This is a genomic window from Mycoplasma sp. 394 (assembly GCF_054353895.1).
The window spans coordinates 92,466-117,394 of record NZ_JBTHHL010000002.1 but is presented as its reverse complement, the minus strand read 5'-3'; the positions used below and the strand labels follow the sequence as shown (position 1 = coordinate 117,394).

The following is a 24,929-nucleotide window of genomic DNA, read 5'->3' as shown; positions in this document are numbered from 1 at the left end:
TTTTAAAACAAAAGTGATGATTTTTCATTTTTATCATTTAGTAAATATAATATTTAGAATATTAAATAAATATATTTATATTAATATTGGAATTATTTACATACTTTTTTAAAACTACAAATTAATTTAATATAATCTTTTTTTTAAAAGTATAAAATATCAACATCATATATCAAGCAAAAAGGAGAAAATATGAAACTTACAGGAATCGGAGCATCTCGTGGAGTTGCTATCGCTAAGGTATTCAAAATCGAAGAATTACCTGTTGAAATTACTAAAAATACAAATAATATAGATTCAGAATTAAAAGCATATGCTAATGCAACTGATAAAGTGATTGCAAAACTTGAGCATACTAAAAGTTTAGCAAGCGATCCAGAACATGCGGCAATTTTTGATGCACATATTGGATTTGTAAAGGATCCGGCTGCTAAGGAAAGTATTGAAAATAAAATCAAAAACGAATCATTAACTGCTGAATATGCTGTAAATGAAGTATATACAGAGTTTGCGAATATGTTTGCAGGTATCGATGATGAATATATGCGTGAGCGTGTTGCAGATATCAAGGATGTGCTTAAAAAGTTATTATTTGCTTTAAACAATATCGAAGAACCAGATTTAACATCAATTAATTCTGAAGTTGTAATTGTTGCCGAAGATTTAAGCCCATCACAAACTGTACAATTAAACAAAAAATTCGTTAAGGGATTTGTTACAAATATTGGTGGACCTACATCGCATACAGCAATTATGGCTCGTAGTTTAGCAATTCCTTCAGTTGTTGGAACAAATTCAGTAATGGAATATACTAAAAACGGTGATGTAATTGCTTTAGATGGATCAAAAGGAACTGTTATTATTAACCCTACTGAACAAGAACAAAAGGTATATTTAAAAGCACAAACAGAATATCAAGAATATTTAAACAAACTTAAAAACTTAAAAGGAAAAACTTCACAAACAACTGATTTTCACCATGTTGAACTTGCTGCAAATATTGGTTCTCCAAAAGATTTACAAGACGTTTTAGATAACGATGCTGAAGCAATTGGATTGTTTAGATCAGAATTTTTATATATGGATAATGATCACTGACCAACTGAAGAAGAACAATTTTTAGCTTATAAAGAAGCAGTACAAAAAATGAATGGTAAAAGAGTAGTGATTAGAACACTAGATATCGGTGGGGATAAAACTTTAAAATACTTTGCTTTCCCAAAAGAAATGAATCCTTTCTTAGGATATCGTGCAATTCGTTTTTGTCTACAAAATCCAGATATTTTCAAAACTCAACTTCGTGCATTAGTTCGTGCAAGTGAGTTTGGTAAAGTTGCAATAATGTTTCCGATGATAACTAATGTTGATGAGTTTTTAGCAGCAAAAGAACTTTATAACCAAGCATATGATGAAGTTTATGTAACTAATAAAAACATTGCTGCAAAGGATAAAATTGAAGTAGGTATGATGATGGAAACACCTGCTGCAGCAGTACTTTCTGATATGTTTTCAAAACATGCTGACTTTTTATCAATTGGAACAAATGATTTAATTCAATACTCAATGGCTGCAGATCGGATGAATGAAAATATTTCTTATTTATATCAACCACTTAATCCATCGATTTTGAGATTAATTAAACATATCATCGACGGTGGACATAAGCACGGAAAATGAGTTGGTATGTGTGGAGAAATGGCTGGTGATCGTAATGCTTTACCTATTTTATTAGGTTTAGGCTTAGATGAATTTTCAATGTCAGCAAGTAGCATCTTAGCAAGTAGAGAATTAGTAAATCAACTTTCTTATAAACAAATGCAACAACTTGCTCAAAAAGCAATTGAATGTGAAAACCAAGAACAAGTTCAGAAATTATTAGCAGAATCTTTATCATAATTTAAAAGTTAAAATCAAGCACATATGGTGCTTGTTTTCATCCTTTTATACGAAAAATCAAGTAAATTATGATATAATAGCAAAATAAAATCATCCGAGGTAAAGATGGCAGTAAAAAATATTTCTAGGCATGCATTAAGAATAAAAAACATCGAAATTATTTATAAACATGAATTACTTGATATTCCTTATAACCTTGAAGCTATTATTAATGAATTTCAAATAAATTTTGAACAAAAACTTTTCTTTATCAAAGTCAAAAATTCAGTTGTTTTTGTTAAAAAAATACTGCAGAAGTTATTAAACGAGGATTGACCGTGACAACGACTTAGTCCACTTATTCGTGCAATATTAATAAATGCATGTGTAGAACTTTATTCTATACAACCAAAAATTGTAATAAATGAAGCCGTGATTATTACTAAAGAATATTTTGGACAGCCATCTAAGTCATACAAAACCTCTAATGACGAACTTTTATATCAATTTGTCAATGCTATTTTAGAGAATTTTTATAAAGCGGTCATTGTACTCGATTCTGAAAGCAGAAATGCAAACTAATGAAACTTTATTAAAATATATTTTTTTAAAGCATCAAAGTTTATTTAATTTTATATTCAAAACCTTTATTGATTTAGATGTTATTGAAAAATATGATTTATCGAAAATACAATGAATTGAAATTAAAAATAATTTTAATGGTTTTAATGCAACTATAAATAACTTTTTACAAGGTTTTATAGTTAAAAACACAAATAAATTAATGCTTAAAAACTTTTTTATCTATATGTTTTTACAACTTATTTATAAAAACAAAAATCATAAATTTATTAAAACATGTCCGTTTTTTGATGAAATTCAAAATGAGATAACTTTTAATAATAAAAAACGCAGTTATTACTATGATTTTTTAGATGAATTTAAAAAAATACCTAACTATAATATATTTTTGATTAAGATATTAAGGAGGTTGTTATAATGAATGACTGGATTCGTAAGCAATTCCCAATCCTTAATAAAATTACTTATTTTGACAGTGCTGCATTGGTTTTAAAACCAATTTCTGCAACAAATGCAATTTATAATTATTATAAGAATATCTCGATTTCATCAAGAACTGCAGACACTCCACTTGGAAATTTAGTCAATTCAAAAATCGCATCTGTTAGAAATAAGGTGGCAAAACTAATCGATAGTAAAGATCATGAAATAATTTTCACCAGCGGAACAACTGAATCGATTAATTTGTTTGTAAATATGTTTGCACATTTATTGAAACCTAATGATGTAATTTTATTAAATGCTTTCAATCATTCTTCAAATCTTATTCCGTGAATTGAAATGTCAAAAAAAATAGGATGCAAAATCCATATTAGTAACAATTTACTTGATGACTTGCAAACCTTTAAAAATGTTAAAATTATAGCATTCGCTCAAGAAAATAACACATTTAATCAAAATTTTGACATCAAAAAAATATCACAAATAGCACATTCAAAGAATATTTATGTCTTTAACGATGCTGCACAATCAATTAGTCATCAAAAAGTTTCATTAAATGATTCAGATATCATTGTTTTTAGCACAAATAAGTTTTACGGTCCTACCGGTATGGGTGTTTTAGCAATTAAGGAAACACTTTTAAAGAAGTTAAAACCAGTAAAATTTGGTGGTGGTAGTGTTTCAGAAGTTCATAAAGATGCATCATGGGTTTTAAAAGATACCATCAATGCATTTGAACCAGGAACCCCTGATATTGCAGGTTTTTTTATGTTTGATAAAGCACTTGAGTTTTTTTACAAAGTAGGTTATCAAAAAACTCAAGAAATTTTAAAAGATCTATCTTTTTATTTACATAGAAAACTGATGAATTTACCTAATATAACTGTTTCAAGTAAACCAGGTGATTTTATCGCATTAATTAATGTTAAAGGAATTAATGCACAAGATGTTGCAGGATATTTGGGAAGCAAAAATATTTATACAATTGCTGGAATCTTTTGTGCTCCTTATATAAGAAATATCATCAAAGAACACTCGTTTTTAAGAATTTCTTTAGGTATTTATAATAATTATTCAGATATTGATAAATTAATTGATGCTTTAGCAAATGGAGGTGATTTTTATGCATTTTAATCCGAATATAGCACGCGAAACGATAATGAATCACTATCTTAAACCAAAGAATAAAACAAAACTTGATACATCAAATGTTTTTTATAGCACTAGTTGTTCGGATAAGTTATTAGTTGATTTAAAATGGGATCAAAACATCCTAATAGATGCAAGTTTTGATGGGATCGGATGTGCACCTTTTTTAGCAGGTGCTGATATGTTTTTAGATGCTGTTAAAGGCAAAACAAAAGAACAAATCGACTTACTAGTAGATATTTTCACCAAATTTGTTAATGGTGAAAATATCAGTGATGAACATATGGATTTATTAGGTGATTTATGAGTTTTTTATAACATCAAAAGTCAACCAAATCGCATTCATTGCACCTTAATGATAACTAAAGCATTTAAAGATGTCTAGACCTTATATTTTTCACATTGATTTTGATTCATATTTTGTTTCTGCTATTAGAACTTTAAAACCTAATTTGCTTAATAAACCAGTAGCGATTGCAAATAAAGGAATCCATTCAGTTGCTGTTTCAGTGAGTTATGAACTTAGACAACTTGGTATCAAAGCGGGGGCAAAAATATCAGAAATATTAAAAAAAGAACCAAAAGCAATCATTGAACAACCTCGTTTTGATTTATATATTGCAACTTCAAATGCGATTTTTAGATATATTAAAAAGTTCTATGCTGATAAATTTGAAATCGGGTCAATTGACGAATGCTACATCCAAGTTCATAGCAGCATTGATAGCGATGAAAAAGCTTTACAACTTGCTAAAAGATTGCAAGATGATATCGAAAACAACTTTAAAATCCCTATTAGTATTGGAATTTCTAAAACTAAGTTTTATGCGAAAATGACAACTAATTTATTTAAACCAAAAGGAATTGCTGTAACTAATAGCAAAAACTATCAAGAACGCTTCTTTAGTCTACCGATTACTAAATTTCACGGTATCGGAGAAAAACTTGGTGATCACTTTAAAAACCTTGAAATAAATACCATTGGGGATTTAGCAACATTAACTTATAATGATATAAGACTGACATCAATTTTTAAAACATCCGGATTTAAATTCATAGATGCTTTAAATTATTTTGCTGATTCAGATGTTAGTGATGAAATTCCTGAAGTCAAAGGGATTAGTCACGATATCACCTTTAACAAAAAAGACATAAACACTGAAGATATTTTGCAAAATATAGCAATACAAGCACAAAAAGTATCAAGAAGGTTGCAAAAATTATATAAACTAGGTAATCAAATTAGCTTTGGTGTACGAACATTTAGTGATGGTTGAATCGCAAAACATATGGTAGTTGAAAAATTTATCAATGAAGCAGATGAAATTATTAAATATTGTAAGCAACTTTTTTATGATAATTTTTTAGATACCAAAATCATCGGAATCAGCATCCGTGTATCAAACTTAATCAATTCCTTTGAAAACTACCGTAGTTTAAGTATTTTAGAAACACGAAAAGCATGTAAAACTAACTACATTGTAGATCAAATTATTAATAAAGTGAATACAAAAATGAAAATGAAGAGTTTAAAAACTTTGGCGGACTATAACATCGAACGAATTAAAAAAAGAAGGGGACAATCTGATTCAATTGAAGTAGGTGTCTTTAAGAGGTAAATTATGAAAATAGGTATATATGGTGGTTCATTTGATCCAATTCACATTGGTCATATAAAACTTGCAAAATATGCAATTAAAGAACTCAATTTAGATAAACTACTATTTGTTCCGACTTTTACATCACCATTTAAGTCTAAAACAAAATTAGTTAAACCATATCAAAAAGCAGAAATGATTCAGCTGGTTTTAGAAGAGAAAATGCAATTATGTGACTTTGAAATTAAGCGAAATAATGTCTCATATACCATCGATACAGTAAAATATCTAAGGCAAAAATATCCTAATGATCAACTTTTTTTATTAATTGGTAGTGATAATTTACCAAAATTAAATAAATGAAAAGACATTGATATTATCTCTCAACTCACACAAATAACAGTATTTCGTCGTGATAAAAACATTAATAAAATTAACCTAAAAAAATATAATGGAATTTTGTTAAATAACCCCTTTTATGATTTTGCATCAAGTGATTTTAAAAACGGAATGCTCTCGCATGTAGATAAAAAAGTTTTAAACTACATTCAAAAAGATGGTTTATATTTAGAACAAATTATTCATAATAGTCTTTCTGCTTTGCGTGCCAAGCATTCTGTAGCAACAGCTGATTTTGCTGTCAAACTTGCTAAAGCTCATAATTATCCTGCTAAGGATGCTTATATTGCAGGATTAACACATGATATTGCAAAAGAATGGGATGTTAAAAGATCGCTGCAAGCAATTAAAGAGTTTGAACCAGATATTAAAGAAGAAAATCCGGCATTTTTACACCAAATCTGTTCATATATATGATTAAAGCATGGATATATGCTGCAAAATCAAGCCATTTTACAAGCTGTTCGTTATCATACCCAATTACATCCGAATATGAGCAAGTTAGATAAAATTATTTTTGTCGCCGATAAAATTTGTCAAGGACGACGTTTTACTGGAATTCAAAAAATACGAGATCTTGCGTTAACTAATTTAGATGCTGGCTTTAAAGAAGTTGTAAAACAAACCTATGATTTTAATATTTCAAAAGGTGTAAAATTCTCTAATGAATCACTAAATTTATACAACTTATATATGAAAGATTAAAATGGAAAAAATTAGATTACAAAAACTACTTTCACAAGCTGGAATCGCATCAAGACGTGAATCAGAAACATTAATTGAAAAAGGTTATGTAACAGTAAATGGTATGGTAGCTAAATTAGGTGATAAAGCAGATTTTGGCGATAATGTGTTTGTGAAAAATAAACCTATATTTCAGCAACAAAAAGTTTATTATGTTTTAAACAAACCAACAAAAACTATTACAACTTTAAAAGATAATTTCAATAGACCTTCTGTGATAGATTTAATGAATGTTCCTTATAAAGTGTTCCCAGTAGGGCGTCTTGATTATGATACTACTGGAGCACTAATAATGACAAATGATGGTGATTTAGCAAATAAATTAATGCATCCAAAATATCAAATCCCAAGAGTGTATCGAGCTAGAATAAATGAAAAACTTAGTATAAAAGAGTTAAAAAAACTTAATTCAATAGTTAAAGTTAATGGAGTAAAAAGTGTGCAGGATGTTATCCCTTGCGGAAGCGATTCACCGAAAAGTTATTTTGTTGTTTTAACACAAGGAACATATCATCATGTTAAAGAATTATTTAAATTGGTAGATAAGTTAGTTATCAATCTAAAAAGACTTGAATATGCAGGAATCACAGTAGAAAAAATGCCAATTGGAACCTATCGACCACTTAGCTTAAAAGAAGTTAAGGATTTGAAAAATTTAGTAAGATTACAAGAAGAAAAATTGCAAAAAAGAGAAAATAATTCGTAATTTTCTCTTTTTTGCTTGTTCATAGGGACAAAAAAATGCTTAATTTTACCTGTTTATAATAACTTTAAACAAAAAATTGTGTATAATTTAATAAATTTATAATTTATTAAATTGGAGAGGATATGGCAGAAGATCAAGAGAAAAAAACAAAAATTAAAGAATATGACTATGAAGAAGATAACCACATCGTCTTTAAGAAAAAAGAACCAATAATAGAAGAAGACGAAGAAGAAATTCCGCAAAATAATGCAGAATATCAAGTTTCATCACAAATCATCAGCGAATCAAAAGACGGTTTGCATCCAATCCTAGTCGATGATGAGATGAAAACATCCTTTTTAGAATATGCTATGAGTGTTATTGTTTCTAGAGCGCTCCCTGATGTTCGTGATGGACTAAAACCAGTACACCGTAGAATTTTATATGATATGTCTGAATTAGGTATTACTCCTGGTTCACAACACCGTAAATCTGCCCGTATCGTAGGGGATGTGCTTGGAAAATATCACCCTCATGGTGATTCATCGGTTTATGAAGCAATGGTTCGTATGGCACAGGATTTTTCAATGCGTTATCCGTTAGTTGATGGACACGGAAACTTTGGATCAATCGATGGTGACCAAGCTGCTGCGATGCGTTATACCGAAGCTCGTATGTCTAAGTTATCTGCTGAAATGCTAGAAGGAATAAAAAAAGAAACAGTTGATTTTGTGGATAACTATGATGCAAGCGAAAAAGAGCCTGCTGTACTTCCTTCTCGCTTTCCAAACCTACTTGTATCTGGTTCATCTGGTATTGCTGTTGGTATGGCAACCGAAATCCCTCCACATAATTTAGGTGAAACTATTGATGCTACAGTTGCTTTAGCCAAAAATCCTAACATCAGCACCAAAGAGTTAATGCAACATATAAAAGGTCCTGATTTTCCTACGGGAGCAATAATTTTAGGGACTCGTGGGATTATTGATACTTATGAAACAGGACGTGGTAGCATTATAGTTCGTTCTAAAACTAATATTATAGAAAAAGCGAATGGTAAATCACAAATTATAGTTTCGCAAATACCATATGCGATTAAAAAAACCACTTTAATTCAAAAAATTGTTGAACAACATAAAAATAAAGAAATTGAAGGAATTGCTGATTTACGCGATGAATCAAATCGCGATGGAATTCGCATTGTGATTGATATTAAACGTGGCTTCAACCCACATATTATTTTAAATAAGTTATATCAAAAAACTTATTTACAGACTGCATACAGTGCTAATTTAGTTGCTTTAGTCAATGGTGAACCGAAACTACTTACATTAAAAACTGCTCTTAACGAATATTTAAAACATCAAAAAGATGTTGTTACCCGTAGATTAAAATTTGATTTAACCCGTGCCGAAGAACGTGCACATATCTTAGAAGGTTTAAAAATTGCTATTTTTAATATTGATGAAGTTATTGCAATCATTAAAGCATCCAAAACTGATTTAATTGCACAAGAAAAGCTTAGTATGCGTTTTGAGTTAAGCGAAAAACAAACTAAAGCAATTTTAGATATGAATTTGCGTCGTTTAACAGGATTAAGTATCGAAAAGATGCAAGAAGAATTAAAAAATTTATTAACTGAAATTGCTCATTATAAAAATATATTAGCACACGAAGATAAATTAATTGATTTAATTATTAGTGAACTACAGGAAATTAAAGCAAAATTTAATGATGCTCGTCGCACACAAATTGATATTTCTGGTGCTGGTAAAATAACTGAAGAAGATTTAATCCCTGAAAATGATATTGTAATCACAACGTCAGTAAATGGTTATGTGAAACGTATTAACTTAGATGAATATAACACACAAAAACGTGGTGGAGTTGGTTCGGTTGGTATGAAAACATATAAAGACGATGATATCGCAATGATTATTCAAGCAAAAACCCATACTGATTTATTGTTATTTTCAAATTTTGGTAGAGCATATAAACTTCGTGGACACCAAATTCCTGAAGGAACCAAACAAAGTAAAGGTGTTCCTTTCATTAATGTTTTAGAAACCTTAGATGTTAATAATGGTGAAAAGATTATTTCTATTATTAGTGTTGATGATTATGAGCAAAATCAATATTTAACTACTGTAACAAAGTTTGGTATCTTTAAGAAAACTGATATAGCTTCTTTTAAAGTTGTTCGTCGCAATGGACTTATTGCCTTCAAACTAGCTGATGCAGATGAATTAGTATGTGCATTCTTATCATCTGATGAAGATCATATTTTAGTTGCAAATAACTATCGTAATATTGCAATCTTTAAAAATGATGATATTCGAGCATTAGGTCGTAATAGCATCGGTGTAAGAGCAATAAAACTTGAAGAAAATCAATATGTTGTATCTGCTTCATCGAACCGTGATGGCAATTTAGTGCTTTCTCTTGGTTCAAAAGGTTATGGAAAACTTACTGATGAAGGTGAATATAATTTAACTAAACGTAATGTTAAAGGTCTTGTAGGAATTGATAATATAAAAGCTGGAAATCTTATTTATGCAGGATTTGTAAGTTTAGAAGATGAATTATTGATAATTACTTCACAAGGGATAACTATTAGAACACAAATTACACAAATACCTAAATCATCACGTCAAACTAAAGGTTCTCGTATTATTAATTTAAAAGACAATGATGAAATAGTTGCAGTTGATGTAATTAAATTAAGATAGGAAGCAATGAATAAAAAAGATAATAAGAAGTCTTTACTTTATGAATCATTTACAGAAGCATCGAAATTCTTTAAAAAAGGTAACTTAATTATACTTGCCGTTGGTTTTTTGGCTGGGACAGTATTTAATGCAGTTGTTTCTTCATTAGCAAACGATGTTATTATGTCTGCAATTGCACATAATATCCTTGGTGATAAATTTAAAGACTTAGAAAGTTTAGTGTGAAAAGGTATTAAATACGGGAAATTTCTAGGTGCAATTATTAATTTTGTAATCATTTCATTCACCTTATTTATTATGTTAATGTCATATTTTATAATAAAAGCTGGTATCAAAAGGTATAGATTAAAGAAAAATCCACCTGTTGCAATCGAACCTGAAGTAGTTAAACCTACCACAGATGAATTAATTTTAGAGCAACTGAAATTAATTAATCAAAACTTAAACAAAGAACCACTAAATCAACAATCAGATGTCGACTATCAATCAGAATAAAAATGTTTTTACCTATATCATAGGTAAAAACTTATTTTTATAACAATTCAATACCTTTATCTTTCATTTCTTCGATGTGTTCTTTTGGTCAATAACTTGACTGAACTTCACCGATATGTGCTTTTTCAAGTAAGAACATACTTAAACGACTTTGACCGATTCCACCACCAATAGTTAATGGTAATTGATCGTTAAGAATTTTATAATGAAACGGTGACAGGTTTAACAAGTCTTCTTTATCCTTTTTCGATTGTCTTAACATCGATTCAGCATCCACGCGTATTCCCATCGATGATAACTCGATTGCTTTATCTAAAACATAAGAATACACCAACAAATCACCATTTAATTTTCAATCATCATAGTCAAATGCACGTTTTGAATGAACTATACCTGATTTAAGATTTTCACCTATGCTATAAACGAAAACAGCTCCCTTTTCCTTTACAATTACATCTTCACGTTGTTCAGGTGATAAATTTGGATATAAATCTTCTAAATCTTGAGCACTAATAAAAAATAAGTTTTCAGCAAGTTTATCAGTAAGTTTTGGAAATTCTTCTTGCAATGCATACTTAGTAGCTTTAACAGCATCATAAATTTTACTTACAATCATTTTTAGAAAATTTAAATTACGATCACTACGGGAAATAATTCTTTCTCAGTCTCATTGATCTACATAATATGAATGAGTCGAATCGAGCTCTTCCTCACGACGGATTGCATTCATATCAGTATAAATACCTTCACCATCTAAATATTGATATTGTTTTAATGCATGACGCTTTCATTTTGCTAACGAATGCACAACTTCTAAGCGAACATTAGAATCTTTTGGATTAAATCAGACTGCCTTTTCACCTGATAAACCATCATTTAATCCTGTTTTTGCATCTAAAAATAACGGTGCAGTTGCTCTAGTCAAATTTAATGCTACCTTAATATTTGCTTGAAAAATTTGTTTAAGATCTTGAATAGCTATTTGTGTTTCTTTAATGTCTAATTTTGATTTATACATAGCAATTTAATTTTAAACTAATTTATTTTTGTTGATAATTTTTTCTTTATTTATGAACAATTTTACATCCATCGTTTTTTTAAAAAAACTAAAAATATACATAGTATGCAATAATAAGTTCTATTTATACATTCGTTTTATTAAATTATCCACAAGTTTATACACAAGAAAAATAATTTTGTTCTTTAACACCTATAAAAATCAAAAAATCGTTATAATTATAAAATAATATATGAACAAAAATTTAGCAAATTTATTGAGACCACAGAAATTAGATGATATTGTCGGTCAAAATCATATTAAAAAATTGCTTAAGGAAGTAATTGAAAACAAAATTACTTCTAGTTTTTTGTTTTTTGGTGAAAGTGGAACAGGTAAAACAACAACTGCTTTTATTTTAGCAAATGAGTTAAATTTAAAAGCGGGGTATTTTAATGCATCGATTGATAATAAATCAGATTTAATAAAAATTTTAGATGATTGCGATGTTATAATAATCGATGAAATCCATCGTTTGAATCGTGATAAGCAAGATATATTACTATCTTATTTAGAGTTTGATAAAATAATTGTTTATGCTACAACAACAGAAAATCCTTATTTTAAAGTTGTTCCTGCTGTTCGTAGCAGAATGCAGATTTTGCAGTTTAATAAAATAGATGTTCAAGATATCGCTTTAATGCTAGAGAAAATTATAAAAGAAAATTATCCTTATTTAAAAATAAGCAAGGAAAATTTAGTCAATTTAGCAGCTTTTTCAAGTGGTGATTTAAGAGCAAGTATAAATAACTTACAATTACTTGCACTATTAAAAAAAGATGGAAAAGAAGTTAGTAAAAATGACTTAAAAACTATAATACCAAATATCAATTTTTATAGCGATAATAAACAAAGTGCTCACTATAATAACCTTTCAGCATTTCACAAATCACTTCGTGGTAGTGATATTGATGCTGCATTATATTATGGTTTTTTAATTTTACAAAGTGGTGATAATGATGGTTTATTTCGAAGGATGCTTGCTGTTGCATACGAAGATATTGGATTAGCAAATCCAATGGTAGGTGCAAAAACTGAAGCAGCCATAAGAGTTTTTGAAAGACTAGGTATCCCCGAGGGGGAACTTGCTATTACATCAGCAATAATCGAACTTGCTTCATCTCCTAAAAGTAATTCCGTTGTTTTAGCACGTGATAAAGTTAAGCAAAACATTTTAAATGGTAACATTTACCAAATACCATCTTATTTAAAAGACTCACATTATAAATCTGCAGTAAAATTAGGTGATGGAATTGGTTATCAATACCCACATGACTATTTTAAACATTGAAATAATCAACAATATTTACCAAAACAACTACAAAATACTAAATTTTACATTCCAAGCAGCAACAAAAATGAACAAAACATTTTAGAATATTGAAACAATTTAAAAGCAGAATGAAAAAAACACTATAAAAAGGAGTAATAATGTTAAAACTTGAAGATATAAATACACTCGAAGATCTTAAACAAGCAAAAGCTAAAATTTATTCATCAGATGGACAAATATATCAACTACAACAAAGTCTAAAAACTGCACCAGTTGAACAAAAAAAACAAATCGGTAAACAAATTAATGATTTAAAGAAAACATATGAAGAGTTTTTTAAAAATGCTGAAGAAAGATTGGAAAAAATAGAAATAGATCGTAAAATAAACTCAGAATTTATTGATATTAGCAAACCTGTCTACAAACCTGGTAGCTTGCATCCGATAACATTAATCGAAGAACGCATTATGACTTGGTTTATTCAGCATGGTTATTATCAGCAAGAAAGTGGTGAAATAGTTTCTGATTTATATAATTTTGAGAAACTTAATATCCCCATCGATCATCCGGCTCGAGCAATGCATGATTCACTTTATTTAAATGCTACAACATTATTAAGAACTCATAATACTGGAATTACTGCAAAAGTTCTACACGAAAATAAAAATATCGAAATTTCAACATTTGCATTAGGTAAGGTGTATCGAAATGATGAAGATGATGCTACTCATTCACATCAGTTTACTCAACTCGACTTTGTTTGTGTTGGTAACGTTAGTTTTCCAAATCTCATATGAACTTTAAAATCCTTTCTATCCTATGTTTTGGAAGAAGAAATTGATATAAGGTTGCGTCCTAGTTATTTTCCATTTACCGAGCCTAGTGTGGAGGTAGATATGTTTTATAAAAATCATTGAATAGAAGTTTTAGGTGCTGGAATGCTGCATCCGAAAGTGCTACAAATGGCAGGATTTGATGCTAAATTTAATGCTTTTGCTGCTGGTGTAGGAGTCGAAAGACTTGCAATGATTAAATATGGATTTAATGATATTAGGGATTTATATCGTAATGATTTAAGAATTTTGGAGCAATTTAGCAATGAAAGATAGTTTTTTACAAATCTTACAAAAAGAAGGTAAAAAAAGTTATTTTGATAATATTTTTCATTCTTTAAAAGAAGCAGAATTAAATAACCAAACCATCTACCCACACCAAATGGACATATTTAAGCCTTTTGAATTTTTTCAAGTTAATGAAACTAAAGTTGTTATTCTAGGTCAAGATCCTTATTATAATGATGATAGCGCAGACGGATTGGCTTTTTCTAGTTGAAAAGACGAAACACCAAAGAGTTTAGCAAACATTTTTAAAGTCCTTAAACAAGATTATCCAGATATTGTCATAAAAACTAATTCACTAGTTAATTGAGCTAAGCAAGGTGTATTATTGATGAATACAGTTTTAACAGTTATAAAAGGTAAACCTAATTCACATAAATATATCGGATGACAAAAATTTACATCAGTAATCCTAGATAAAATCATCGAGGCAAATAGTGATATAATTTTTGTTATACTAGGCAAACAAGCAAAAGAAACTGTATATAATTTATCTAACTTCGATAAAATTAAACAACAAAATATCATCGAATCCTCACATCCTTCACCGTTGTCATTTAATAAAGGATTTAATAATTCACAAATATTTTTAAAAGTTAATCATCTTTTAAAAATTCAAAATAAAACAGAAATCGATTGAAATTTACCACATGAGGAGGTTTTTAATGCTCGTTTCACTAAAACATCTAAATAGTTATTTACCAGATATCAAACTTACTGCAGAAGAAACTACAAATGCATTAAATGAAATAGGTTTTGAAGTTGAGGATGTGAGAAAATTTGCTAATATAGAAGATATTTTATTTGCAAAAGTTATTAATGTCTTCAAAAATCCAAATTCTGATCGTTTAGATGTTGTTGAATTAAAAACTAAAAAAGGACAAATTACAATCCAAACAACTAATCGAATCTTAAAGGTAGGTGATTTAGTTGTTTGTTTTCCTGTTGGTGCAAAAAGAGGTGAAATTATCTTTGGTGAAAAAACACTTAAAGGTTATCCATCACAAGGGATGTTAGCATCTTGATCAGAATTAGGTTATAAATGAGACTTACTGTCAAAAAAAGATGAGTTGTTAGTCTTACCAAATGATTTTGCAAGCATAAATGATGATCCAATGCAACTTTTAAATATCGATGATTATCTAATCGAAATAGCAATCAATGCAAACCGCAATGATGCAAATTCATATTTTATTCTTGCTAAAGAACTTGCTGCATATTTTAACACTAAATTTGTTTTTGAATCAAAAGAACAAGAACCAAATTTTATAAGTGATTTTAAAGCAGCCAATGGAATGGCAAAAAATCTTAGTTTTAGTGAAATAAAAGGAAAATTAAAAACAAGTATTTACGAAAAAACTTTATTAGCAAAACACGATATTTCTTCTTTATTTGATTGAAGTGTTAACCTGACAAATTTAACATTAATAAATATCGGTGTTCCAGTACATGTTTATAATGCTGCAAAACTACAAAAAAATATTACTGCAAAATTGTATTCTGGTGAGATTGAGATATTAGGTGGTAAAAAAGTTGCTGTTGATAATGTTTTAGCTATTTCAGATGACAGCAATATTATTTCACTTGCTTCTGTTATCGGTCTAGAAACCACAAAAACTGATTTAGATACAGAAAACTATTTATTTGAAGTAGGTGTTTTTGATCCTAAATACATTCGTCACAGCACAAAAGAAATAAGGATAAGCACAACTGCATCAAGTCAAGGTTCAAGGGTTATAACTGCTTATCTCGCTTCAGTTGCGATGGAATTTATTCGTTTTTATTGCAAAAATTTACAGATTTCACAAATAATTAACCCTATTATTTATCATAAGCAAACAAGCATTATATATAATGCAGAACTTTTAAAGAAATATGCAGGTATAAATGAAATAAATGTTTTTGATAATGCTTTAAAAAAACTAACTTCGCTTGGATTTAGATTTGAAAATAATAAAATAACTACCCCTGAATATCGTTATGATATAGAAGTTTTTGAAGATATAATCGAAGAAATTTTTAGATTTTATTCATATGCAAAATTCAAACCACAACCAATTAAAACTGTTCCTGCTCATATACAAAAAATTAATAATTCTAAATCATATTTTCAGCACCAAGGATATAATGAAGTACGAACCTTTACTCTTGTTTCAAAAGAAAAAAATAAATTAAATCCTTTTTCATTTGAAAAACAAATCAATTTAATGACTTTTATTTCAAAAGAACACGAATGCATTCGTAATTCGATTATTACATCACTTTCAGAAGTTGTAGCATACAATCAAAAGCGTAAAATGAGCAATATTAACATTTTTGAATATGGAATGATTTCAGAAAATATAATGGTTTGAGGACTTGCGAGTACAACAAAGACTTTCGAACAACTAAAACAAGATGTTATTAATTTCTTAGGTTTTGATGTTAAATTTACTGCACTAAAGGATAATGATTATATTCATCCAAATGTTTCTGCTTATATAAAATACAATAATACGATTATCGGATGAATTGGAAAAATCCATCCCAAATATGATCAAACAAATGCTTTTTATGTAGAATTTATGGATATAAAAGCAAATAATAAGATTAAATATATCCCAGTAGATTTAAGTCCATTAAAAACTCTTGATTTAACTTTTACACTTAAAAATACCGATTATATAGGTAATATTGTTTCAAATTTAAGATGTCTTGGTCAAATTTATGACATCCAACAAATTGATAATTATCAACAAACAAATACTCGCAATGTTACTTTAAGAATTAGTGCAAATGATGAAGTTATACAAAGATTAAATGAAAAATTTAATAAGTAGGTAAAAAATGTATTCAAAAATTAAACTACATGATAAAGTTGTTTCCGATGCGATCAATAACGAACTACAAAGACAAGAGGACCACATCGAATTAATTGCAAGCGAAAACTATGTTTCTGAAGATGTCTTAAATGCACAAGGAAGTGTGTTAACAAACAAATACGGAGAAGGATATCCTAACAAACGCTATTATGGTGGATGTGAAAATGTAGATGTGATCGAACAAGCTGCTATTGATCGTTTAAAACTATTATATGGTGTTAAATATGCAAATGTGCAACCATATTCTGGTTCAGTTGCTAATGCTGCAGCTATTGCTGCTTGTGTACCATCAGGTGGGAAAATTATGGGATTATCCTTAAATAGTGGTGGACACTTAACTCACGGATATAAAATTTCTTTTAGTGGGATTTTTTATCAATCAGTTTCATATGATTTATCCAAAGATGAATTATTAGATTATGATGCAATCGAAGAATTAGCTATTAAAGAAAAACCGGATTTGATTATTTGTGGATATTCATCATATTCAAGATTAATAGACTTTAAACGTTTTCGGCAAATTGCTGATAAAGTCGGTGCCAAGTTGCTTGCAGATATTGCGCATTTAGCAGGATTGATAGCTGGTGGAGTATTTCCATCTCCGGTTAATTATGCACATATTATTACATCTACAACTCATAAAACTTTACGAGGTGGTCGTGGGGGAATAATTATGACTAATGATGCTGAATTGGCTAAAAAAATTGATCGTTGAGTGTTTCCTGGTTATCAAGGTGGTCCATTGTTTCATGCTATTGCTGGTAAAGCAGTTGCTTTCTACGAAGCATTACAACCACAATTTAAGCAATATGCTAAAGATATCATTAATAACTCGAAGCGTTTTTGCGATGCATTCAAGCGTCGTGGAGCAGTAATTATTAGTGGAGGAACTGATAATCATTTATTTATGATTAATGTATTAAAAACCTATCAAATAAACGGTTTAGAAGCCGAAAAAGTATTACATAAAATTAATATTACAGCAAATAAGAATACTATTCCATTTGATACTCTATCACCTTTTTTAGCAAGTGGAATCCGCCTTGGTACTGCTGCTATGACTAGTCGTGGTTTTAAACAATGAGCATTATTAGCAGACATTATTGATACAGCTTTAAAAAATATACACCTTATTAATTCAGATACCAAAGCAGGTCAAAGACTACTTAGTTCATTAAAAAACAAGGTTGTCAAAATTACTAGTGAGCATCCGATTAAAAAATCGTATTTATAAAATCACATCTATTTTTGGATGTGATTTTCTGTAAGATAATCATATATATTATCAGCAAATACTTTTAACTTATGATTGATACCAGGTTCATTGATTGAATGTGCCGCACCATTAATAAAAGTTAATTTAACATTATTTAGTTCTTTAGCTAATAAATATGCACCTATTGGTCTGGTATCTACATCTTGACGACCATGCACAATATATGTTCTAATATCTTTTATTTTATGTGCATTTTCAAGAATATAATTATCCGAAGGTAAAAGTGATTTATTTAAAAAGAAATGTAATTGATTGTAAAATAAATCTTTGTGTTCTTCTTGAAGAACAGGTACTTGGCGAATTTGTTTTCGGCTTAAATACCTTTCTTGTGGTTCAATTGTAACAATTGATTCTTCTCACTCGCAAAAGTTTTGAATCAATTTAATCTCTTTTTCTTTTGCGTTCTTAGATTTTAAGATTTTAGTTCAAGCATTATAGTATTTTTCCAAAACTTTTGCACCATCATATTTAGCAACTGCATTATAAAATTTCTTATATGCTTCTGGATAAAAGGTTGCCGCTCCATTAGGTTCATATAGAAAATCAATGTCTTCTTGACGTGCTAAGAAAATTCCACGCAGTAACATAGAAGCAACATTTTCTGGGTATCTAATAGCATAAAGTAATGCTAATGTAGTCCCCCAACTTCCTGCAAATAAGGTTACTTTATTTAACTTAAAATGTTTTCTAATTCGCTCAATATCTTCAATTTGATCATCTATCGTGTTTGAATCAGGAATTCATTTTGGTTTGCTAGAACCACATCCCCTTTGATCAAAAGAAATTAAATAAAACTTACTTTTATCAAAAATTCTTAAATATGGATTTGCATTAAAAGCACCTGGTCCACCATGTAAAATAATTACAGGATATCCACTAAAGCGGTTTCCACTAACACGATAATACAATTTATATCCATCTCCAACATCAAGGGAATCACTCAAAGTTAAGATATTTTTATCATTTCATTGGTTCATTATTTATTTTCATTAGGTCTAGAAAAGACATAATAACCATTTTCTGTAACTAGAACATCATCCTCAATTCTAGCACCACCTAAACCTTCGATATATATTCCGGGTTCAACTGTTATTATCATACCAGGTTCTAAAACATAATTAGAAAATTTTGAAACGTTAGGAAACTCATGAACATCAATACCTAACCCATGTCCAGTAGAATGCACAAAGTATTGTCCATAACCTTTTGCTTCAATATAATCACGGCATACTTTATCAATTTGTGATGCTTTGATACCAGGACGAACCGCTTTTCTCCCTGCTGCTGCTGCTTCTTTAACGATTTCTAAGATTTCAAGTTGCTTTGGATTTGCTAGTTTTTCATCACCTAAAATAAAGGTACGTGTAATATCTGCTTTATATCCTTTGTATTGAGCTCCAAAATCTATTTTTAGTAAATTGTTATTAACAAGTTTTTTATCAGTTGGATGATGATGAGGTTCCGCAGAAGCTTCAGCAGTTGCGACAATTTCCTCAAATCCTTCTTTTTCTGCACCTTTTAACTTTAATAAATAATTCAGTTTAAAAGCAACTTCTTTTTCACTCATACCAGGTTTGATTCACTCTTTAAGTTCATTGAGTGCCTGCATAGAAATATCTACAGCTTTTTGTATTAACTCAATTTCTCCATCATCTTTTAATATTCTAAGATGTTGCGCTGAAACTCACTCAATATGATCCGGATTTACTCAAGATAAAATTTGATCTTGAACTTGTTTTACTAAATATTCTTTTTCAAGTGCTATTTTCTTAAAGTTCTTTGCTGCAAATCAATTTTTAACTGCATCACCTTTAATTAAAACAATTTCTACATTCTTTGCATTTTTTTGTGCATACTCAATATATCTTCCATCAACAAATAAGGTTGCTTTATCTTTTTCAATAGCGATGAATCCATCAGTTGTTTGAACTCCGGCATATCAAAGTCTTGTTTGTGGTGCTTCAGAAATTAAAACTTCTACACCAGTTTTAGCGAACATTTCATCTAATTTTTTACGATTCATAAAACTCCTAAATTAAAAAACGCAGTTATTGCTGCATTATTTCTTTTCTTTATGTGCTGTATGCGCATTACATTTATGACAGTGTTTTGTTAACTCTACTTTTTCAGGATGAGTTTTTTTATTTTTCTTTGAAATATAATTTTCCATTTTGCACTTTGTACATGCTAATGTATAACCTTCTCTTGGCATATAACTCCTTTATTTATTTAGTATTACTATTTTACCAAAATATTTTTTTTCTTACTTAAATTTACAAATATTTTACTAAGTATCTATTTCAAACATAGTTTGTGAATAAATTTGTTAATAATTTAAAATTATGAGATGTTTTAAAATCAATAAGAAAAAAATGGTAAAATTAAAATACAAAATATTATAGAGGTTTTATGGCACGCAGTGAGTTTAAAATTGTAGAAGCATTTACTAATATATTAGGACTAAAAAATAATACTGATGGTACCATTCCTCTTTATAAAAAAACATCTGATGCTAAATATGAAGCAACAAAACCAGATGGGTATTATTTTTATGATGGTGTAATTTTTATCTTAGATGCTAAAGCAGAAGGGGTAAAATTTGAAAAGCAAATTTATGACTATATGAAGTTTGAAAAACATAAGAATACCATCGGTTTTCAATATAACGGTATAAACTTAAATGTTTTTATTAAGAATGATAAAGGTGAAATAAAATTATTGGATAATGAATCTGAAGTAAAAAACCATAAATACTACAAAGACACCTACTTTAAAGATATCAAAGAAAATAATGAAGTTTTAATTAGTAATTATGCAATGCAACTTGCAAATTCTTTTCGTAATGCTAAAATAAACAAGCAAATGACTGTCCCGTTCATTGGCGCTGTGATGCTTTGTTATAAATTTCAAGGAGATGATAAGTTAAATCGTGAATCAACAAGTTTGCTGCTTTCTAGTATTTTGGATGCTCTAAAAGATACTCCACTTACTGATGATATATCAAAACAAGAAAAGAAAAATAATATCTATAAATACCTTGATGATAAGACATTGAAAATGGCTAAAATTTCTGACTTAATTGAAATAGTTGATTCGATTCGTAATATTTATAACCTTATTAATATCAGTCACAAAGACTATAAAGGCCACGATATAATGAATGCTTTTTTAAAAGTTTTTCGTAAATGAAATTCAGCTAATTCAAATGAAAAAGGAGAAGTTTTTACACCCGATCACATCGCTCAAATAATGTACGAATTAATTGATGTTGATCCATTTAACGATGTTATAATGGACCCAACATGTGGGAGTGGTACCTTTTTAGTAAATGCAATGTTTAATATGTTTTCTAGCATAAATGATTTTTATTTAAAGCAAACAAATATAAATGCAAAAGAAAAAGAATATCAAATTGATAAAGCTTGCATCGAAGTAAAGGAAAAAAGAATCATTGGAATCGAATATGACGAATTTAATTCGACATTAGCAGGAATTAATATGCTATTACACGGTGATGGAAGTTCGCGAATTTATCAAGATGACTGCTTTAAAAGACTTGAAAGATTAAAATATGAGTATTCTAAGGTTTTAATGAATCCGCCCTTTAGTCAAAGTGATAATGAATTAAAGTTTTTATATACAACTTTAAAATATTTAAAACCAGATGGGTTAATTGCATGTATTATACCTAAAACAAACCTAAACGGTAGAGATGCAAAAAATGTTGCATATCTCAAAAAAATATTTGAAATGTCTAAAATTACACAAATTATTTCACTTCCTAGGGATTTATTTCAACCTAATGCAGGTGTCAATACATCAGTGATAGTTTTAAAAAAATATGATTCACGAACACTCATGAAAATAGATGCACTAAGACAAAATGCAGATGCATTATTAGAACACTGACATAATCAAGATATTTTGTTAGTAGATTTTACTAATGATGGATTTATCTATACTAATGAAAAACGATTGAAAACTAAATTATATGAAGAAAAAGTAGCAAGACTTAAAGAAGTTCTTAAGGGTAAATACACAGAATTTCAAGCTGTAATGCAAAATTTAAAATATGATGAAGAACTTGCATTTGAAAAATTTACAACAAATCGCCCTTTTGAAGTAAATAAAAACACTTTTATAAAATATATAAGAGAAAATTTATCTGCCAAAATTTTATGCGGCATCAGTAATAAATTAATTTTCTCACCTGTAGATATGCAAAAATATCAAAATATTAAATTTAAATATTTTAAAATATCTGATGTAATTGAATTTATTTCAAAAGGAATGCAAAAGAAATCAATTGATCGTAAATTAGAAAATAAATATGAGAACGGAATCCCAATAATAGTAGCAAAAAAAGACAATAACGGTATTGGTGGTTTACTTATAAAAGAAAAAGTATCTCAGACATTCAGTGATAAAATTTGCATCATTAACGGTGGTGATGGTGGTGGTGGAAAAACCTATTATTGTGATTTCGAATTTGGTGCCACTTCTTTTGTGAATATTTGTGATATTGTTCCAAAATACAAATCTCAATTTGATAATAAACCATTAGCAAAGTTTTATCTTGCTACCGTTATCAGCGAAAGGCTTTTTAAATCAATCGGTCATGGTCGAACCTTGCGTAGTGAAATTCCGAATGTAGAAATTAAGCTACCTGTTAATTCATATAATCAATTGGATATCAATTATATGAATGATTACATTTCATCTTTAAAAATCTTTAAGTAAAAAAGCAAGTAGTAGTTATTCTACCTACTTGCTTTGTTTACTTACTAAGATAAGCGACTATTTCAAAATGTGGGGTGTTTGGAAACATATCATAACCTTTGATGTAATTAATTTTAAAACCTTGTTGTTGTAAGTTTTGTAAATCACGTATAAAACTTCTTGGTTCACATGACATATAAATAAATGAATTTATATTATTCAATCATTTAGTCAATTTTACATCCAAACCTGCTCTGGGCGGGTCTAAAACCACAATAGTATTATTAATATCTAGATTATATAAATCTATAACTTGATAAACATCACCATTTATATATTTAGCCGATCTAAATCCATTTACATATGCATTATCTTTTGCTGCAGCAATTGCTTCTTTTGAAATATCTACACCTAGGATTTTATGTCTTTTATAAGCAACTAATTGTGAGATAATTCCAACACCACAATATAAATCGATGAAATTTTGTTTAAAGTTTTCTGCTACTTTTTTATGCATATCATTAAAAATTTTGGTAGCCATCTCAATATTTATTTGAAAAAACGAATTTATATGCACATCAAAGGATTTTTTATTTATCAAAATCGAAAAAGGTTTTTTTTCAAAAATTAATTTCAATTTTTGATTTTGATAAAAATATAATTGAATAATATTTTCAATAGATTTTAAAGTATTGATTATTTCACTATAAACATTTTGTTCATCAGAAAGATTGAATAACACTTGCACTTCGTTTATATGATTTATTCTTAAAGTTATTTCTCGAAATGCTTCTAAAACTTTATAACGATGACTTTTTTGTGAATATTGATTTAATGCATTAATTATTTTATCTAATGTTTCATTTAAAGAAATATTATTTTGGATTTTTATATCATCAGTTACTAAAATATTATTTGAATTACTATCATATTCTCCATAATGCAAAATATTATCAATCAACTTTAATGGAACCTTAATTTTGTTACGGTAATGAGTTTCTTGGATTGCCGGTTCAAATGTATCAATTACTGATTCGTTAATATTTAAATTACGAATCAGATGTGATTTAAGATAATTCTCTTTAAAAGCAACTTGTTGGTTATATGCTAAATTAATCAGAGGAGCACTGTTGATGCAAGAATATGATTTATCACGATGTTCAGATTTAGTGATTAATTCAACCACTTTTGCAAAAGCAAATTTAGTAGTTTCTTTATAAATTTGAACTTTCGCCTTTTCACCGACAAAAAGATCATGCACAAAAATAGGTTTATTATGCTCACGAGTCACACCTAATCCTTGATAACTTAACTCTGTACAAGTAACTGTGATGATTTTATTGAGCATAAGCAAGATATAAAATATCTACCTTTCCATATCTTTTGCTTTTATAAACTATAAAGTCATCTGGAATAACTACTTCAGAAACTTTATTTGTTTCAATAATTATTTCTCCATCAATATTTAATGTTTTTGCTTGTGAAATTAATTGCAAAGTATCATTAAGTAATTTGTAATCTAAATATGGAGCATCAAGATAGATGAAGTCAAATTTCATTGTATTACCTTGCAAAAAATTCAAAGCATCCGATGCTACAGCATTAATTGTATCTATTTTTAGACTCTGCAAATTTTCTTGTAGCACTCTAAAGACCTTTATATTTTTTTCCACTGCATATACTTTCAAAGCACCCCTACTTAATGCTTCTATCGCAATCGCACCCGAACCAGAAAAAAGATCTAAAAAACTTTTATTTTCTATTTTAAACTGCAATGAAGCAAAAACGGCCTCACGAACTTTATCTGTTGTAGGCCTTGTATCTTTTAAATCAGGCTGACTAATCTTTCTACTACGATATAAACCACTTATTATCCGTAACATTACCCCTCCAAAAATAACTACATTATAGTTATTTTATCATAATTT

General features: G+C 28.7%; 22 protein-coding genes. 16 read left to right on the top strand and 6 right to left on the bottom strand.

The features are described from left to right. The first annotated feature begins 192 nt into the window (after positions 1-192). The 10 genes from ptsP to ACXYRQ_RS01130 all read left to right on the top strand — a co-directional run bounded on the left by ptsP (position 193) and on the right by ACXYRQ_RS01130 (position 10,697). Positions 193-1,896: a phosphoenolpyruvate--protein phosphotransferase gene (ptsP, locus tag ACXYRQ_RS01175; RefSeq protein ID WP_458614549.1), complete on the top strand. Its 1,704-nt coding sequence runs from the start codon at positions 193-195 to the stop codon at positions 1,894-1,896. 105 nt (positions 1,897-2,001) lie between these two features. Further along, positions 2,002-2,457, top strand: coding sequence for a transcription antitermination factor NusB (locus ACXYRQ_RS01170; protein WP_458614548.1), 456 nt, complete (start codon positions 2,002-2,004; stop codon positions 2,455-2,457). Then, a complete protein-coding gene (locus ACXYRQ_RS01165; protein ID WP_458597404.1) occupies positions 2,447-2,875 on the top strand; it encodes a hypothetical protein in 429 nt (142 codons plus the stop codon). The genes ACXYRQ_RS01170 and ACXYRQ_RS01165 overlap by 11 nt, the downstream gene beginning before the upstream one ends. Then, on the top strand, positions 2,875-4,032 hold the full coding sequence (locus ACXYRQ_RS01160; RefSeq protein ID WP_458614546.1) for an aminotransferase class V-fold PLP-dependent enzyme: 1,158 nt from the start codon (positions 2,875-2,877) through the stop codon (positions 4,030-4,032). Before ACXYRQ_RS01165 ends, ACXYRQ_RS01160 begins: the two co-directional genes overlap by 1 nt. After that, positions 4,022-4,432, top strand: a complete 411-nt coding sequence (locus ACXYRQ_RS01155) for an iron-sulfur cluster assembly scaffold protein (RefSeq protein ID WP_458614545.1) — start codon at positions 4,022-4,024, stop codon at positions 4,430-4,432. The genes ACXYRQ_RS01160 and ACXYRQ_RS01155 overlap by 11 nt, the downstream gene beginning before the upstream one ends. Then, positions 4,425-5,666, top strand: coding sequence for a Y-family DNA polymerase (locus ACXYRQ_RS01150; RefSeq protein WP_458614544.1), 1,242 nt, complete (start codon positions 4,425-4,427; stop codon positions 5,664-5,666). Before ACXYRQ_RS01155 ends, ACXYRQ_RS01150 begins: the two co-directional genes overlap by 8 nt. A 3-nt stretch (positions 5,667-5,669) precedes the next feature. Continuing rightward, positions 5,670-6,749 carry a nicotinate-nucleotide adenylyltransferase gene (locus ACXYRQ_RS01145; protein WP_458614354.1) on the top strand — a complete coding sequence of 360 codons (1,080 nt, stop codon included), beginning with the start codon at positions 5,670-5,672 and terminating at the stop codon, positions 6,747-6,749. A 1-nt stretch (position 6,750) separates the two neighbouring features. Continuing rightward, a complete protein-coding gene (locus ACXYRQ_RS01140; RefSeq protein WP_458614543.1) occupies positions 6,751-7,494 on the top strand; it encodes a pseudouridine synthase in 744 nt (247 codons plus the stop codon). A 122-nt stretch (positions 7,495-7,616) separates the two neighbouring features. Then, positions 7,617-10,202, top strand: a complete 2,586-nt coding sequence (gyrA, locus tag ACXYRQ_RS01135; RefSeq protein ID WP_458614542.1) for a DNA gyrase subunit A — start codon at positions 7,617-7,619, stop codon at positions 10,200-10,202. Positions 10,203-10,208: 6 nt separating this feature from the next. Next, a complete protein-coding gene (locus ACXYRQ_RS01130; RefSeq protein WP_458614541.1) occupies positions 10,209-10,697 on the top strand; it encodes a large conductance mechanosensitive channel protein MscL in 489 nt (162 codons plus the stop codon). Positions 10,698-10,734: 37 nt separating this feature from the next. On the opposite strand, the gene asnA is transcribed toward ACXYRQ_RS01130, so the two are convergent. Then, a complete protein-coding gene (asnA, locus tag ACXYRQ_RS01125; protein ID WP_458614540.1) occupies positions 10,735-11,715 on the bottom strand; it encodes an aspartate--ammonia ligase in 981 nt (326 codons plus the stop codon). A gap of 232 nt (positions 11,716-11,947) precedes the next feature. Here asnA and ACXYRQ_RS01120 point away from each other — a divergent pair, with 232 nt between their 5' ends. The 5 genes from ACXYRQ_RS01120 to glyA are packed head-to-tail and all read left to right on the top strand — an operon-like array spanning position 11,948 to position 18,240. After that, positions 11,948-13,183: a replication-associated recombination protein A gene (locus ACXYRQ_RS01120; RefSeq protein ID WP_458614539.1), complete on the top strand. Its 1,236-nt coding sequence runs from the start codon at positions 11,948-11,950 to the stop codon at positions 13,181-13,183. Positions 13,184-13,185: 2 nt separating this feature from the next. Next, on the top strand, positions 13,186-14,136 hold the full coding sequence (pheS, locus tag ACXYRQ_RS01115; protein ID WP_458614538.1) for a phenylalanine--tRNA ligase subunit alpha: 951 nt from the start codon (positions 13,186-13,188) through the stop codon (positions 14,134-14,136). Further along, entirely contained in the window at positions 14,126-14,839 is a 714-nt protein-coding gene (locus ACXYRQ_RS01110; protein WP_458607224.1) for a uracil-DNA glycosylase, read from the top strand. The genes pheS and ACXYRQ_RS01110 overlap by 11 nt, the downstream gene beginning before the upstream one ends. Continuing rightward, positions 14,811-16,964 carry a phenylalanine--tRNA ligase subunit beta gene (locus ACXYRQ_RS01105; protein WP_458614537.1) on the top strand — a complete coding sequence of 718 codons (2,154 nt, stop codon included), beginning with the start codon at positions 14,811-14,813 and terminating at the stop codon, positions 16,962-16,964. The genes ACXYRQ_RS01110 and ACXYRQ_RS01105 overlap by 29 nt, the downstream gene beginning before the upstream one ends. Before the next feature lie 7 nt (positions 16,965-16,971). Then, entirely contained in the window at positions 16,972-18,240 is a 1,269-nt protein-coding gene (gene glyA, locus ACXYRQ_RS01100; protein WP_458614536.1) for a serine hydroxymethyltransferase, read from the top strand. 8 nt (positions 18,241-18,248) lie between these two features. Here the strand turns inward: glyA and ACXYRQ_RS01095 are convergent, their stop codons facing one another. The 3 genes from ACXYRQ_RS01095 to rpmG are packed head-to-tail and all read right to left on the bottom strand — an operon-like array spanning position 18,249 to position 20,494. After that, complete coding sequence (locus ACXYRQ_RS01095; protein WP_458597420.1) at positions 18,249-19,259, bottom strand: alpha/beta fold hydrolase; 1,011 nt, start codon at positions 19,257-19,259, stop codon at positions 18,249-18,251. After that, positions 19,259-20,305 (bottom strand): M24 family metallopeptidase, encoded by a 1,047-nt coding sequence (locus tag ACXYRQ_RS01090; RefSeq protein WP_458614535.1) that lies wholly within the window; start codon positions 20,303-20,305, stop codon positions 19,259-19,261. Before ACXYRQ_RS01090 ends, ACXYRQ_RS01095 begins: the two co-directional genes overlap by 1 nt. Before the next feature lie 36 nt (positions 20,306-20,341). Next, the gene (gene rpmG, locus ACXYRQ_RS01085; protein WP_435128387.1) at positions 20,342-20,494 is read right to left on the bottom strand and encodes a 50S ribosomal protein L33; all 153 of its coding nucleotides are present in this window, start codon (positions 20,492-20,494) and stop codon (positions 20,342-20,344) included. Positions 20,495-20,691: 197 nt separating this feature from the next. On the opposite strand from rpmG, the gene ACXYRQ_RS01080 reads away from it, so the two are divergent. Continuing rightward, entirely contained in the window at positions 20,692-23,022 is a 2,331-nt protein-coding gene (locus ACXYRQ_RS01080) for an HsdM family class I SAM-dependent methyltransferase (protein WP_458614534.1), read from the top strand. A gap of 37 nt (positions 23,023-23,059) precedes the next feature. Here the strand turns inward: ACXYRQ_RS01080 and rlmD are convergent, their stop codons facing one another. Continuing rightward, positions 23,060-24,349, bottom strand: coding sequence for a 23S rRNA (uracil(1939)-C(5))-methyltransferase RlmD (rlmD, locus tag ACXYRQ_RS01075; protein ID WP_458614533.1), 1,290 nt, complete (start codon positions 24,347-24,349; stop codon positions 23,060-23,062). Further along, the gene (rsmD, locus tag ACXYRQ_RS01070) at positions 24,339-24,884 is read right to left on the bottom strand and encodes a 16S rRNA (guanine(966)-N(2))-methyltransferase RsmD (RefSeq protein WP_458597428.1); all 546 of its coding nucleotides are present in this window, start codon (positions 24,882-24,884) and stop codon (positions 24,339-24,341) included. The genes rlmD and rsmD overlap by 11 nt, the downstream gene beginning before the upstream one ends. Positions 24,885-24,929 lie beyond the last annotated feature (45 nt).